Origin of the sequence: Bacillus mesophilum (assembly GCF_008923265.1) — a bacterium.
GTDB classification, from domain to species: Bacteria; Bacillota; Bacilli; order Bacillales; family Cytobacillaceae; genus Cytobacillus; species Cytobacillus mesophilum.
The window spans coordinates 67,058-80,021 of the sequence record NZ_WBOT01000001.1 but is presented as its reverse complement, the minus strand read 5'-3'; the positions used below and the strand labels follow the sequence as shown (position 1 = coordinate 80,021).

At 39.0% G+C, this 12,964-nt stretch carries 21 protein-coding genes; 1 reads left to right on the top strand and 20 read right to left on the bottom strand.

The features are described 5' to 3' along the window. Positions 1–6 precede the first annotated feature (6 nt). The 19 genes from F7732_RS00485 to F7732_RS00400 form a co-directional block, all read right to left on the bottom strand. Positions 7–561: a hypothetical protein gene (locus tag F7732_RS00485; RefSeq protein ID WP_151571770.1), complete on the bottom strand. Its 555-nt coding sequence runs from the start codon at positions 559–561 to the stop codon at positions 7–9. A 5-nt stretch (positions 562–566) separates the two neighbouring features. Further along, positions 567–977: a minor capsid protein gene (locus tag F7732_RS00480; protein ID WP_151571769.1), complete on the bottom strand. Its 411-nt coding sequence runs from the start codon at positions 975–977 to the stop codon at positions 567–569. Positions 978–986: 9 nt separating this feature from the next. Then, entirely contained in the window at positions 987–1,430 is a 444-nt protein-coding gene (locus tag F7732_RS00475) for an HK97 gp10 family phage protein (protein WP_151571768.1), read from the bottom strand. After that, on the bottom strand, positions 1,423–1,740 hold the full coding sequence (locus F7732_RS00470; protein ID WP_151571767.1) for a hypothetical protein: 318 nt from the start codon (positions 1,738–1,740) through the stop codon (positions 1,423–1,425). The genes F7732_RS00475 and F7732_RS00470 overlap by 8 nt, the downstream gene beginning before the upstream one ends. Beyond that, complete coding sequence (locus F7732_RS00465) at positions 1,737–2,108, bottom strand: hypothetical protein (protein WP_151571766.1); 372 nt, start codon at positions 2,106–2,108, stop codon at positions 1,737–1,739. The genes F7732_RS00470 and F7732_RS00465 overlap by 4 nt, the downstream gene beginning before the upstream one ends. Positions 2,109–2,117: 9 nt before the next feature. After that, positions 2,118–2,351 carry a DUF7210 family protein gene (locus F7732_RS00460; protein WP_151571765.1) on the bottom strand — a complete coding sequence of 78 codons (234 nt, stop codon included), beginning with the start codon at positions 2,349–2,351 and terminating at the stop codon, positions 2,118–2,120. Positions 2,352–2,409: 58 nt separating this feature from the next. Next, complete coding sequence (locus F7732_RS00455) at positions 2,410–3,480, bottom strand: major capsid protein (RefSeq protein ID WP_151571764.1); 1,071 nt, start codon at positions 3,478–3,480, stop codon at positions 2,410–2,412. Between the two features lie 30 nt (positions 3,481–3,510). Continuing rightward, positions 3,511–3,882 carry a head decoration protein gene (locus tag F7732_RS00450; protein WP_151571763.1) on the bottom strand — a complete coding sequence of 124 codons (372 nt, stop codon included), beginning with the start codon at positions 3,880–3,882 and terminating at the stop codon, positions 3,511–3,513. A 15-nt stretch (positions 3,883–3,897) separates the two neighbouring features. Beyond that, complete coding sequence (locus F7732_RS00445; RefSeq protein ID WP_240056488.1) at positions 3,898–4,653, bottom strand: scaffolding protein; 756 nt, start codon at positions 4,651–4,653, stop codon at positions 3,898–3,900. A gap of 100 nt (positions 4,654–4,753) precedes the next feature. Then, the gene (locus F7732_RS00440; protein WP_151571762.1) at positions 4,754–5,806 is read right to left on the bottom strand and encodes a phage minor capsid protein; all 1,053 of its coding nucleotides are present in this window, start codon (positions 5,804–5,806) and stop codon (positions 4,754–4,756) included. Positions 5,807–5,808: 2 nt separating this feature from the next. Then, complete coding sequence (locus tag F7732_RS00435) at positions 5,809–7,302, bottom strand: hypothetical protein (protein ID WP_151571761.1); 1,494 nt, start codon at positions 7,300–7,302, stop codon at positions 5,809–5,811. A 50-nt stretch (positions 7,303–7,352) separates the two neighbouring features. Beyond that, on the bottom strand, positions 7,353–7,688 hold the full coding sequence (locus F7732_RS00430; RefSeq protein ID WP_151571760.1) for a hypothetical protein: 336 nt from the start codon (positions 7,686–7,688) through the stop codon (positions 7,353–7,355). 41 nt (positions 7,689–7,729) lie between these two features. Continuing rightward, positions 7,730–8,989, bottom strand: coding sequence for a PBSX family phage terminase large subunit (locus tag F7732_RS00425; protein ID WP_151571759.1), 1,260 nt, complete (start codon positions 8,987–8,989; stop codon positions 7,730–7,732). After that, on the bottom strand, positions 8,986–9,804 hold the full coding sequence (locus F7732_RS00420) for a terminase small subunit (RefSeq protein WP_151571758.1): 819 nt from the start codon (positions 9,802–9,804) through the stop codon (positions 8,986–8,988). Before F7732_RS00420 ends, F7732_RS00425 begins: the two co-directional genes overlap by 4 nt. Positions 9,805–9,875: 71 nt before the next feature. Then, a complete protein-coding gene (locus F7732_RS00415) occupies positions 9,876–10,304 on the bottom strand; it encodes a DUF3908 family protein (protein ID WP_151571757.1) in 429 nt (142 codons plus the stop codon). 32 nt (positions 10,305–10,336) lie between these two features. Continuing rightward, complete coding sequence (locus F7732_RS22510; RefSeq protein ID WP_161598816.1) at positions 10,337–10,486, bottom strand: hypothetical protein; 150 nt, start codon at positions 10,484–10,486, stop codon at positions 10,337–10,339. 64 nt (positions 10,487–10,550) lie between these two features. After that, positions 10,551–10,757: a hypothetical protein gene (locus tag F7732_RS00410; RefSeq protein ID WP_151571756.1), complete on the bottom strand. Its 207-nt coding sequence runs from the start codon at positions 10,755–10,757 to the stop codon at positions 10,551–10,553. 200 nt (positions 10,758–10,957) lie between these two features. Further along, positions 10,958–11,533, bottom strand: a complete 576-nt coding sequence (locus tag F7732_RS00405; RefSeq protein WP_151571755.1) for a hypothetical protein — start codon at positions 11,531–11,533, stop codon at positions 10,958–10,960. A gap of 225 nt (positions 11,534–11,758) precedes the next feature. Further along, a complete protein-coding gene (locus F7732_RS00400; protein WP_240056487.1) occupies positions 11,759–12,229 on the bottom strand; it encodes a sigma-70 family RNA polymerase sigma factor in 471 nt (156 codons plus the stop codon). Positions 12,230–12,307: 78 nt separating this feature from the next. Between F7732_RS00400 and F7732_RS22755 the strand changes: the two genes are divergently transcribed. Then, a complete protein-coding gene (locus F7732_RS22755) occupies positions 12,308–12,472 on the top strand; it encodes a DUF8096 family protein (RefSeq protein WP_192912975.1) in 165 nt (54 codons plus the stop codon). A gap of 48 nt (positions 12,473–12,520) precedes the next feature. Here the strand turns inward: F7732_RS22755 and F7732_RS00395 are convergent, their stop codons facing one another. Continuing rightward, complete coding sequence (locus tag F7732_RS00395) at positions 12,521–12,862, bottom strand: hypothetical protein (protein WP_151571753.1); 342 nt, start codon at positions 12,860–12,862, stop codon at positions 12,521–12,523. Positions 12,863–12,964: the final 102 nt, after the last annotated feature.

Below are 12,964 nucleotides of genomic sequence, written 5' to 3'. Positions count from 1 at the left end.
TCTGTTTTAAACTGCCCCGGTGATCGTTACAGCTTCATCACCCAGGAAGTAAAGAAGACCGTCTTTATCCGGATAACCAGCAATGATGATATTTGCAACACGTTCATTATCTGAGTTATATGTCCATTGGATTTCCGGCATCGGGCTACCTAATGGGATTGTGATGTAATCGTTCGGTGTAGTGCCAGGTGTTGTAGGTTTGACAACTACTTTTTCAGCTGCCTTTAGTAGATCAAACCCCGCTTTAGCATATACATTTAAACGTTTCTTAACTTCATCAGGATTTGTTGCATCCTCGGCATATACGCTTCCCGGTGTAACTCTGTTGAGCTTTTCAAGATCATGCAAAGCAAACGGAACCGCCAGCTGACAAGTACCGCCTTTAAGAATAGATTTAACTGGAGTATCACCAAATTGGTCTACAGTGATATCCTGCTTGGAAAAGTTTGCTGTAAAAACAATTCCGCCCTTAGTAATATCAAATGTAATAGGTGAAGTATCACCAAATTCAACAACTGCTGGGCCGATTGGAACGTCAATAATCTGTGTGTTATCTGCCATGTTTCTTATGCCTCCTTATAGGGCTGTATTTTAAAAGTAAAATTGGTTGAAAAGACAGGTCTTCCCATAGTGTCAACTCCTATAGGGATAGGGTTGGATTGCATGGACTTGCTAAGGTAAACATGATTTCTACCGATCTCATATCCAATCTTGTTATCTAAGAATCTAATAAGATTTTTTGCAATGACTTCTGTTTTATCCATCTGTGTTAAATCAGATTTGTAGTTTTCACCCTTTACAATTACTTGAAATGAAGGAAATTGAATTGGTAAATCCGGATCTGATTGACTGCCTCCGTTGCCAAAAACAAAAAGAGCCGGCAATTGGCTCTCTTCTAAATCCGGCATGTAGTTAGCATCGGGATAAACATTAAAACCATTGGCTGTGAGATAATCAATAAACTCTTTCGATCTCATAAAAACACCTCAAAAACTTAGAGCATTTCGTAATTCTGTAATAATCAGCTGTTCATTAATGGCTATAGCATTTTCAAGATATTTTCTGCCCGGCATGTACCCTTTATGTGGTGCTTTACTTTGAGTTTTTGGACCAGGAGTCAATTGGACTACTTCGCCGCTGCTGGTTCTACGGAACCCCTCATGCTGGACGACAGCATAATCATTAACTTCTGGACTGGTACCAAACTCAATATACTTGGTCCTCAATAGGTTTTTCACTTCTCCAACAACTAACGCCGCTTCTAAATCCCCTGAATCAATCGGAGCTAACTTCTTAGCATCTAAAATGATCTTTTCTGCTAATCTAGTTAACACTTGATCAATCCTTTGCTCCATTTCGCGTTCGATTTGATCTAGCTGATTAATCATCAATTGGATTCCTTGGAGTGAAAAATTCGATTGATTAGCCATATACAATCACCTTTTTCACATCATCTGTACCAATGTTCTTTTTCACCTCGATATGCTTGATATCATAACGATTTTCTTTCCCTAGAGCATTTGTATACAAAATGTAATCATTGAATTTAATGTCCTGTGGGCCTTCCAGATGGATTTCCGAAATGCTAAGGACATCTTCACCTTTATCGTTCTTGATAAGCTTTTGTTCTTCGACTACTTTTGCCTTTTTACTAATAGACTCGTAGCCAATAACACGATTCCAATTGTCTAATTTAGCTGATTTATGAATGACATCTGCTGGATAACCAAATAGACTCATAACAATGTCCCACCAAACAACGGAGGACTTGATTCTTCTTCCTCTTCAATTTCATAAAGTGGAGTGCCCAAAATCATCCTCACATCTGGAGCAATTACATCTCTAGGATTATAATCAATACGATCAGATCCATCTGAAACCGACTTAACTCCTTGCTTCTGATACTTAAGGGCAGGATCAAGACCTTGCAGCTCCCAAATCGCTTGATACGCAATCAGTTCATCCGTTAGTGCTGCCTCAGAATATGAACGGCTAAGCGTTCGGTTAGCTTGAACGAATGCAACATACTTACGCTCTGAACTTGTCCACGCTTGCGAATCTAAGACATTAAATCGAATCCAGGCATCTACTGATTCTACTGTAGGCATTTAGATCACCTACTTCTTTTCAGAATCTTTATTTTGTTCAGCCTCAGCCTTTTTACGATTAGCTTCTTCAGCTTTTTTCTTCGCTTCCTCTTCTTCTTTCATGCGCTGGGCCACTTCATCGATCTTGGCAACACCTTGCTCAATAAGGCGCTCGCCATCTTCTTTCTTTAACTTTTTGATTTGATCACCAGTATTAAACCATTTGCCGTTGTGTTTTACCGTTCCAGTGGCAACTAAGTCCATTGAGATCACCCTTTCAGAAAATAATAAAAGGCGCCAGCAACAATGCTGACACCCCTAGTTAAATAACTGTTGCAGTAACAACAGAATCGTTGTAGCCAAACGCAGGGAACGCTAGATTTACACCGATAGTTTCCACGCGGATTGGATGCTCGTTAACCTTACGGAAAACAAAGATACCGTTAGAATCTGTTTCAACTGCTTCAATTTCATTCATCATTTCTTCTGTTGTCTGCGCCCATAGATAGTTACCTAATGGACCATCAGGAAGAAGAACAAAACGATCTTGCGGCATCATACGAACAGAACTGAATGAAGGTCGACCGTTTGTTAAAGCTCTATTTTCAACTCTAGCTTGTGTATCGTATTCCACGATTGCTGGCAATCCTTGAGTCTCCATTAACGAGTTTAATTGCCCTGTATTCAACATAGGAGGAATAGCAGTACCTGATGGATCACCATGGTAAGCTTTACGTAAAGATAAATTCTGCTTTAAAAGGGAAACGATTTGTCTTGATGCCATGGCTCTCGATAGAACGATTCCCTTATCTTGCGCTTCTCCTACCCACTTTTGAATGTCATCAAGTGGTGTTGAATTTTGTGTATCGCTCCATAGATCAGTGCCGCTTAATACTGGTTTTTGATCATTTGTATAACCAAAATCAGTTGTAAACTGAACTCCACCTTCTGAATACGTCACTCGGCCAGTACCAATCGCCTGCATCGCAACCCATTCTTTACGTGCTCTAATCGCATCAACAGCATATGCAGCATCATTTAATTGAGTACGGCGGATTTCAGCGAATTCATTGGAACGTAATCCGTTCTGCAGCAGTAAACGAACAAGCTTTTCATCCATTGCACGACCACGCTGGATTTTAGGGATTTGGATGCGATCTCCTGTCATCCCTTCACGGCTGCCATACTCCACTTGCGTGCCAAGATCAGCAATTTGTGCCATTACTGGTAATCGAGATCCTTCACGGATAACATCAACCGTTAACTCAGATGTTTCTTGTGGTGGAAAAAACAAATCAGCCAAATAGTTTTGCGGTGTTGCTAGATTACGAGAGTAAGTTAATAGCTCTTGTCCTGTAAGAGCTTGTTCAAGATTTAATAATTCTTGAGGCATTTATATCATCCTTTCAAATATAGGGTTAGATTAAGAGAATTGAATAAAAGGCATTTTTGCTTTTAAATCAGCAGTTACTTCAACAGGTAAACGTTCTGAAATCACTTTCGCCATTTCATATCCGCCAACAATATGATCACCTTCTGTGACATCCACATTGTGCTTAAGGATAACTGTTGGGTTCTCGCTACCGTCCGTTCCTGCGGCGTCATAAGGAACGTATTTACCATTCGCAAGCTTTGCCATTGGCATGCCTTTTTGAATGGTTTTACGCCCATCTGTGGCTGTTACAACACTTGAATCGATTGTGATTCCATTAACCACTTCACGGATTGCTTCGTAAGACGCTAAAATTTCAGCTTCTTCAGTTACTTCAAATTTTTTAGTCGGTTGTAAATTCAATGTGATTTCCTCCTCTTATCGCTTCCATGGATCGTTGGCAGCTGTTGCCTGGACACCACGGGTTTGAGCGAGCTTTTTAATGTTTTCTAAATTCTCTTTTTGTTGCTTTTGAACATTAGGGATGTTTGCACCGAATTGATTACCGCTAGATTGCTTTAGCAAATGCGGTTTCTTTTCAGCTAATGATTTCAAAGCTTCAGCAACACCAGTGATATTGCCTTTGTCATCCTCTTTGACTTCCGCTAGATCAGCTAGGGCAAGAGCATCTTCCCAATCGGCAAACCCGAGTTCGTTCGCCACAACTTTTACCTCTGAATTAACAAGGCGCTTAAATGTTTTCGCCTGTTCTTCTTTTAGCTTCGCTGATACCAGAGCATCTACATCAACATGTTCTCCTTCTTTACCTGGTTCTTGCTTCTTAGCAGGTGGTTTCTTAATAGCCTCCTGCATTTCTTCAACAGTTTCATAGCCAAGTGAAAGTGCGAGCGCCTTTTGACCTTTCTTTTCTGCTCTAGATAATCGTTTATTAAGATCATCTTGAGTTTTAAACGTAGCAAACGGTCCATCTTCACCTGCGCCAGCACCGCCATCGCCGCCTGAACCATCACCGCCGTCTCCGCCACCATCTCCACCCTCACCAGCGAATAATTGCAGATCCAAAGGAATCAACGGTTTAAATGCCTTTTCTGTCTTCTCAACCTCTTTTTCTTTGGCAAAGAGTAGCCAAAATGAAGCCAATAATGAAACGATGTATGTTTTTAATCTGATCATGTTTTCCTCCTATTTTTAAGCCTTAGTTGGCTGATTCCGTGTTGTTCTTTATAGCGCCTACAGCACGTAAAAAGGCAAAATAAAAACACTCAAGCGAGTGCTAATTTGATCTGCTCTTGATTTCATAACCGAAACGGCGGAAATCTTCCATCCATCCTTGATATTTCTTAGTGTTTCTAGCCTTATGACTAGCGAAGGTTCTCAAATCTGGCATACCTGGCATTCTGGCCTTATAACGGATCCATTGTTTCCTTGTTTCGTTCTTCTGAGAGGTTTCTCTCTGCATTTCCTCATACTTCTTCTTGTTAGCAGCTGTCCTGTTGTCTTCAAAAGGACGGTTAGAATCAGCAATAGCTTTTCCGATCTCCTCTTCATCCATATATTCCTCAGTCCACACGGAAACATTATGGACACAATGACCATGATATGGTGGTCTTTGTTCAAGTGGAGGAAAACGACTGTCATTACCACTTACGCTGTAAACTCTTCCTTGAAAAATCGCGCAAACAGGGCAAGTAATACCAACATGATTTACATAAACAAGATCACGTTTGTTATCAACCAGGCGATTAACCACTCCATCAACATGTGCTTTGCGCTGGTGATATTGGATAACGTTAGCCATGTACTTTTCAGCAGGAATTTCAGCACCATTCTTTGCGATCATGCCTGTAATACCCTTCTGATTCATTTCAGCAACAGCATCTTTTGTAGCTTGTCTTCGGGATACACCCTCAATTAAGGACCTTCTGTTTGCCTCTTGAACAACGTTTTTAATCCGCTTTTTAGCATCCCCTGTCATGTGATCGCTGTTCTCAAGTATCCTGTAAAACGTCTCATCAACTATCTCTTGCACTGCCCTGACATGGATTACTGTGGTTACAGTAGTTGCTACCGCCGACCTTTGCACTCCTTGCGAGAGTAATGTGTTTATAGCTTCTTCTGAGCCGTTCATATAGGCTTGCGTAATGATGCTGTTTGCAGATTCACCAGCTGTTTCTGTTAATTGATTAATGATTGCCTGGATTTCCCTAAGCAGCTTCTCTTGCGCTTTCCTCGATAACCCTCTATCAACTAAAACATTAATAAGCTCTTGAATGTTTTCAGATGCCACTGTGTACATTTCTATAAGCCTTTGAATCTCTTTATCCATGATTATTCATCCTCGGTGCTGATAGCTGTTCTGGGCGGTTGTAAAAGAGTAGGGGATAAACTATCTGCTTGTATTTTTCCAACCTCGGCTTGAATAGCGTCCTCTGACCAATCCGGATGAAGATTACGAACAGTTGTCTCAAGCGACTGCACACCGCCTTCGTATTTTTTGATTTCCTCATCATCAACTTCCCCGTCTGCCTTTGGTAGCATATCAGCCCACTCAACGACTGGATCATTAATAGAAAAATTCGTACCTCCCAAGGTGTTTTCGAGGATTACACATTTACGAATAGCATCTTTGATTGTTGCGTCAAACTTCTCTCTAATAGCCTCTGCCTTGATAACCGACTGGACCCACTCATACAAAATAGCTTTTGCAGACATATTTCCACTGGCAGTATCTGCCCCTACTGCTTGGGCAGATGTTTTAGAAATAGCCATCATATTTTGAATTAATCTCTCTACGTGTTTAAAGGCTTGCTCCGTTTGTGCATTCCATGTGATATACATTGGCACCGCACCATTCTTTTCGTCATAACTGACAACTTCCAGATCAGCATTGCGAACAAAGCGATCACCGTAGTAAGTTTGGTTTTTATTGGCTACTGAATCCCACAGCATACGAGGAATAGCAAGTTTAGGCTTCCCATGCTTTTCAAATACGATGGAATCCCGGGTAACTGTCCAGTTGATTTCCTCTTGAATGACATCAATATTCCGTAGAGCTGACCGCCCACGAGGATTCAGCAGCGTTTCATCATTGGCGATATAGCCACACATCAATTCAGTGACACCAGGCAGTACTTGATTATCGGGAATATTTAAGCCAAATTGATTAGCATACTCTTTTATATTCCATTCCTCTTTCACACTATCTTCCGCTAATAAAAAGACCAACTGCTCGATTTGCAATTGATCATTCTCAAGGCGCTGGCGTTCAACGCGCAAATATTTTTCATCTTCATGGGTTTCAATCCACGAAACGTCTGCTCCTAATCCATCTTCATGCTCAAAATAAAGATCCGCAGGCTTCCATTCAAACCAGGTGCCCTTTGCGTCTTTCCTAATTCGATAAGCCACACCACAGTCCACCTGATGTTGCACAATGGCTGCCCAGATGTTTTGCTTAAGCTTTGAAGTCTTTACGACACCTTCAATAAATTCCAAAAGGTCCTTTTCATTCTCAGTATCTGCAGAGATATTGCCAAGTGATCGATTAATCAAGTCAGCTGGTAACTCTGCGATAACGGATGAAAAGTTAACAATCACATAATGATGTAAGGAAGTTTTCTCGATTGGTTGCTTCTTTCTAAGATAAGCTTTACGTGGCCGCCTTAATACCTCAGTAACGTTTGATTCCTTTGCCAGCTCTTGAGCCCGAGGAAAGATGTTTTCATGATTACCTTCGTACAAATCACGATAGTATCTTATCTGCTCCACTTCTTCATCAAACGGAGCTGGGGGGAATTTCTGTTTAAGATAAACGATTGTCATAATTTCACCTGCCTTTTTGTGCAATATAAAAAAACACTGCAATGAGTGTTTTAATTGGAGTTATTATCATAGTTAAAGAGCATCTTATATTCAGCAGAAAGAGATTTTATTTTAGCTGCGTTATCATCCATTTCTTTGTAGATAGCTTCCAGTGGTACTAAATCCACGGTGTTAGGTATCTTCTTCTTTAGCACCTTCTGTCTTTTCACCAGCTCATTGATTTCGTCGCTTTCCACATTCGTAGGATACTTTTTATGACAGTGAGGGCAGCTAAAGTAATGGACAAAAACCTTACCTTTGTCACCGTCTTCGTACATCTTTTTCTTAGTGGATTTCAACTTGAAATCCTGTTTGCATTTGTCGCAGTTTACGCTTGCACTGGTCAATTTACTCACCCTTTACTAAACAGATACTTTTAATTATTGTATCACCATCCAGCAGGACGTTGGTTACTGTATTCCATTTCCGGTCTTCTCAACGGCTCAGCAGAATATCTAAGTGCAGCCATAGCATCATCAAAAACTTCAACTGGTTCATCTAAATATAATCCTGTCTTTTTATCCTTTTTCCATGACCATTGCTGAATCTCTTTTGCTGTATTTACGCATTTAGGATGAATATAAATTCTACGCTGCTTTAAATAATCAATCTGCGCCTGCACGCTGCCTGGCTCTTTTACAACGGCTGTCGCTCTGTATCCTGCATTATTCCACATCTGAATTCGATCTGGCTCAGCAGAATCGCAGTACATGGTCAAATATTTATTTAATCCATGACGATTAGCAAGCTCGATGATTTCGCTTGTGTCTTTCTCATGCACATAAATTTCATCACAGACATAAAAGTCTCCATCCTTAACACCAACAGTTAAAATTGCATTGGCATGGTTAAAACCAAAGTCCTGAGCATGATGCATGGAGTCGAACATATTAAAGGCTGTATCAAATTCCACAACTTTAAAGTTTTTAAGAATGAGACCGCCTGTTTCTCCCCAATTGCCAAGTCCGTATATTTCATAACCTTCCGGATCTTGCTCTTTTCTCAGCATCATCCTGCGATGATAGGCATCATCTATGAATCTATTTTGCAGATAGGTAGAATGATGGGCCATAACATCTGGATTGACGAAATCAAAGTATTTACGTTTAATCCAGTGGGTTGCTGATACAGGGTTAAATGTGAAAGTGATCTGGTAATAGAGATTAGGATTGACTAAAATACCACGCAAACGGTCATCTAGAATATCAACATCAGATTCCTGCAGCTCCGTTGCTTCCTCTATCCAAATCCAAACCAATTTACCGTGGGCAAAGTTAATGGATTTTAATTTTTCTCGGTCCCGGGCATCATTTACACCACGGAAAATAACCTCGTTTCCAGTAACGCGGCTTTTTAAAGATAAAGGAGATTGGCGCATTTCCCAAAATTCTTCGGCCCTATCCCCATATATTCGATTGATGGCACCAGTTAATTCTGCATAGGTACTATTACGGTTGGTCTCATTTACTTTACGGACACACAAAAGATTGGCGCCTTTATATTTAGGATCGCTGAGTTTTAAAATAAAGTCCTGAGCGATATTGACTGACTTCCCCGATCCAGCACTTCCTCTAAGGGCACGATAACGACAGTGAGTTTGATTAACAGCTTTAAAGTGCCTGTTAAATTGAACTGTTACTGCGCTCATTCTTCATCACCATAATCAACGATGATTTTGAGTGGGCCTTTATCGGAATCCTTCGTTAAGCTTTTTACTTCTACCTTAGACTTCTCAATATCCATTTTGAGCTTTTCTTCCTGCAACCTTTTCTTATCATTGTCAGAAAGAAGGTCAAAGTATTTAGACAGCATTTCGAGAGCTTTCATCTTGTCAGCAAGCTTGACTGATACACCGTCTTTGCCCTTTTTCACTTCAGTTACAATCGATCCATCAATTTCAGTAGAGTTTTTGAAATCAACATAATTAATTTCAACCATTACTGGATTTCCTTCTTCATCCATCATTGGCCCAAAAGGGCCCATTGCTTCAACTTCCTTTTTGCCAAAGGTAGCGAAATCTGTAATATCAGCAAAAGCGATATCAATGTACTTCTGGAGTATGTCTTTTGCATCTAAGAATATACCCTGCTGCCTTTCACGCTTCAATCTTTCAATCTCAGTGACTATCTTAGGATTTCTTAGATGTCTATGCCCTTCTACCATTGCAGTGGAATAAGCACACTCATAAGCTTTCTGATAAGCCTTGGTTGCATTGAAATACTTAATATAATAAAGGCAAAACAACTCCTGCTTATCCGTTAAATCAGTTGATTCAATAACAGGTTCCAGGGTTGCAACCTTTTTCTTTTTGGTTGCATCCTTTTTAGGGGATCCTCTTGACCAACCTTCACGGCTTTTTCTGCTCTTTAACGTCCCTATTTTAATACCATGTTTTTCAGCAAGCGCCTTTAATGTGATTTTTGATGTTTCAAATTCTTTTCTGATTTCATCCCAATTAGCCATCTACATCACCTGCCACCCCCGGCTATTTGTATTTGTTTGGACAAAAGAAAAAGCACCCCTAAGGATGCCCATTATGTCAATGTTTTATAAATCTCATTTAGCGAATTGATATAAGTATCATTCCACATTGGATTAGAATCTTCTAAACTGTTAAAAATAATGTCCTCTCTATTATTGAAACTTAACTTTAATACTGCACTTGCTGTTCCATTTTGAGCAGGAATAAAAGTAATTTCAAAAATAGGTTGGTTTATGTTTTTAAATTGCATTTGTTTATTTACTATACTTAACTCAATCAGTTTATCTCTTAAAAAGAAGTAGAATTGCTTATCCTCATCAAAATCTTTGACCATATTTTTAGCATAGAACGCAATTACTTTTTCAGTATCTATGCTCTTCTCAATCTGAATAGGTAACATTTTTGTTAATGACAACGGTAGTGGAACATCTCTTTTTCTTAAATCATCCAAGAAGTCCTCAACAGTATAACTTTCATTCATTAAAAGATACCACCTTTATAATCTTCATGCACTTAGCCAACCTTGTGTCCTCCGATAGGTGGGTCAAAGTAATTTCCTCCACCGCCTGGATCGCTATGCCAACCACCTAAAGGTGGATTCATTCGAAATCCACCGCCACCAGGATCTTTCATAACTCCGCCACCGCCAGGATCAAGTCTCACATTCAATTCCTCCCTAAATTTTATTAAGGAGTAATTTCTACAAATAATTACAAATTCCTGCACATTAAAATAAAATATCAAACATCATATACATTCCATATAACATTGCTGCTATTGCTACAAAGTTTGAAAGTCCTTGCGGTAATCTTATTTTAACCAACACAAAATTAATAACTAGTCCTCCAATTAGGGGTATGAATAGTATCAGTGCTAACTGTAAAACCATTTCGTTCATTTGTCCTTGAAACGGACTAAAATCTAACTTTTCCATTATTTCACCTCATAAATCTTATCGGTTAATAATGAATATATTAAAGAAAAAGCACCCTAATGGATGCTTAGTTACATTATCTAGAATTTTGGCTAGGAGGCTTAGGTGGTCTAGGTGATTTTGGTGGCGGCTTTAGTCCATGGTTAATCTTGGTTCCCGGAGTGATTTTAGGTCCTTTATTTGACATATACATTTCCTCCTTAATCAATTTCAACGATTATTTTTGAACAAACATCAAAACTTAAATATATAAAGTCTTTCTCATATAACTCTTTTAAATCATCATCGTCTTTGTCCTTATATACCTTGACCTGAGATAAAATCAATTCTCTTTTATCATCCTTTTGTGAGTAAGATGATACAGCTCCTTGATAAACCAATTTAGACTCAGGATCTCTTACAGTGACCCACTCAACATCATTAGATCCAAATAAGAAGTCCCAAACATCGTCTTCTCCATGTTTATTAGAAATATTTAAGTGATTTGCTAGTTTATAGATGTATTTCTTGTTTATAATAACTACTAAAATTATCGCTAACACTATGCCTATCATTGTTGCAAAAAAGACTTCACTTACTTTAATATTTTCTTTGCTATTTAACAAAGATTTTAGAAACGTTACTTCCCAAGTGGGAGTTTTATCATTAATTTCAAGAATTTTATTGTTTAAAAACACAATAAATAGCAATAACCCATAAGAAGATACACCAATTAAATACGAATGCAAAAGAAACTGATATGCCTGTCTTTTTCTGTGAGTTGTTAATAAGTCCATTATTACTGTTGCTGTTATACCAGGCAAAAATAAAAATATTATTCTAACTGCTAAGTCTGAAATATCTATAACAATTCCCCCTTTATATAATTATAAATGAATCTCTGAAAATAAATAATATATTTTCAGAGATTTCTAAAGAATGACACCGAAAGGTTACATCAAAAGGAGGAATTATGGCTTACCAACCAAATAGAGCTTTTCCGCTCCGTCCTGCCTCCCATTTTACACTGCCAATTTTTCTCCATGCAAAAGTTTGGAAAAAGTCGTATTTGTGCCGATTTGCGCCTTTATGTCGGAACGCAGCTTATCCACTGAATCACGTGAGATTTCTAAATGAACAGCAATTGCTTGCCTTGTCATTCCTTCTAGCATGCAGTCGTAAACGATCTTAAGAATTTCCTTATCTAAATAATCTCCAGCACTTTCAATGGCATATACACGGCGTTGGTACTCTTCAAGACGGGCGATCTGTTTTTGTTCTCTGATATCCATATCCCTTAACTCAGCTTGACTCTTTCCAGCAGATCCATGAGGTAAAGTAGCCTCTATTCCATATTGTGCAACACCCCATGAACGCATAGGCATTGTTTGTCCAAATAATATTTTCTGGAGGCGATCGATCTCCCGTTTCATCATTCTATAATCTCGAATTAATTCTGAGATATTTACTGTAAGCCTGGCAGCTTCTTTCAAGTGGACCCCTCCCATGGTAAAATATAATTGGGTGGCCGGGAGAGATCCTGGCTTTTACTTTGTTTAAAGGGTGATACCGTGGAAAAAGAAATCGATCTAGACATTATTTACGAATATAAAGATTATCCTGATGAGAATAGTGGCCGCTGCGACAACTGTGATTCAGCCACTTTTAAGAGTACTGTTGGTGGCGGTAAGTACATCCGTGAATGCCAAAAATGCGGCATGAAGAAAAATATATAGGTTAGCATTTACCCTTGGCCATGTTCAAGGGTTTTTAATTTACTGGCTCTATCTTGTGTTTCCTAACTTTGCGTAATCCCTGCTGTTTATTGCAACATCTCCTATTGTTCCGCATTGTGGGCAATGAACTTTGTTTGGATCTCTAACTTCTTCGATATGAAATCGTTCATCACAATAGGTGCACCAATATGTTATAAGACTTTCAATAAAATCACTTTTAGTTTTCATTTCTCTTTTTTCCTGCTGCTGGTGCACGGCATATTCGATTAACAGTTTTTCTCCTTCTGCTTGGTCAATTACAATCGGAATTGATCCTGGTAAGCTTTGAGCATAAATTCTCTCTTCAGCATCTATATGCAGGATTGATCCATCCTTTAATATTGCTTCCAAATTAACTCCTCCTACCTTGTGTTTACTAAAAACAAATTTGAAACCTCTTAACAAATTAAACGTAAATAAATTGAGGTGATAAAATGACAACCAAACAAATTT

Bases quoted from the DNA above. Each gene is read 5' to 3' on its own strand.
- F7732_RS00470 (WP_151571767.1), bottom strand. From the start codon at position 1,740: ATGAGTCTATTTGGTTATCCAGCAGATGTCATTCATAAATCAGCTAAA.
- F7732_RS00435 (WP_151571761.1), bottom strand. From the start codon at position 7,302: ATGACAATCGTTTATCTTAAACAGAAATTCCCCCCAGCTCCGTTTGAT.
- F7732_RS00445 (WP_240056488.1), bottom strand. From the start codon at position 4,653: ATGATCAGATTAAAAACATACATCGTTTCATTATTGGCTTCATTTTGG.
- F7732_RS00415 (WP_151571757.1), bottom strand. From the start codon at position 10,304: ATGAATGAAAGTTATACTGTTGAGGACTTCTTGGATGATTTAAGAAAA.
- F7732_RS00410 (WP_151571756.1), bottom strand. From the start codon at position 10,757: ATGGAAAAGTTAGATTTTAGTCCGTTTCAAGGACAAATGAACGAAATG.
- F7732_RS00480 (WP_151571769.1), bottom strand. From the start codon at position 977: ATGAGATCGAAAGAGTTTATTGATTATCTCACAGCCAATGGTTTTAAT.
- F7732_RS00440 (WP_151571762.1), bottom strand. From the start codon at position 5,806: ATGGATAAAGAGATTCAAAGGCTTATAGAAATGTACACAGTGGCATCT.
- F7732_RS00455 (WP_151571764.1), bottom strand. From the start codon at position 3,480: ATGCCTCAAGAATTATTAAATCTTGAACAAGCTCTTACAGGACAAGAG.
- F7732_RS00485 (WP_151571770.1), bottom strand. From the start codon at position 561: ATGGCAGATAACACACAGATTATTGACGTTCCAATCGGCCCAGCAGTT.
- F7732_RS00425 (WP_151571759.1), bottom strand. From the start codon at position 8,989: ATGAGCGCAGTAACAGTTCAATTTAACAGGCACTTTAAAGCTGTTAAT.
- F7732_RS00405 (WP_151571755.1), bottom strand. From the start codon at position 11,533: ATGGACTTATTAACAACTCACAGAAAAAGACAGGCATATCAGTTTCTT.
- F7732_RS00460 (WP_151571765.1), bottom strand. From the start codon at position 2,351: ATGGACTTAGTTGCCACTGGAACGGTAAAACACAACGGCAAATGGTTT.
- F7732_RS00420 (WP_151571758.1), bottom strand. From the start codon at position 9,804: ATGGCTAATTGGGATGAAATCAGAAAAGAATTTGAAACATCAAAAATC.
- F7732_RS00475 (WP_151571768.1), bottom strand. From the start codon at position 1,430: ATGGCTAATCAATCGAATTTTTCACTCCAAGGAATCCAATTGATGATT.
- F7732_RS00465 (WP_151571766.1), bottom strand. From the start codon at position 2,108: ATGCCTACAGTAGAATCAGTAGATGCCTGGATTCGATTTAATGTCTTA.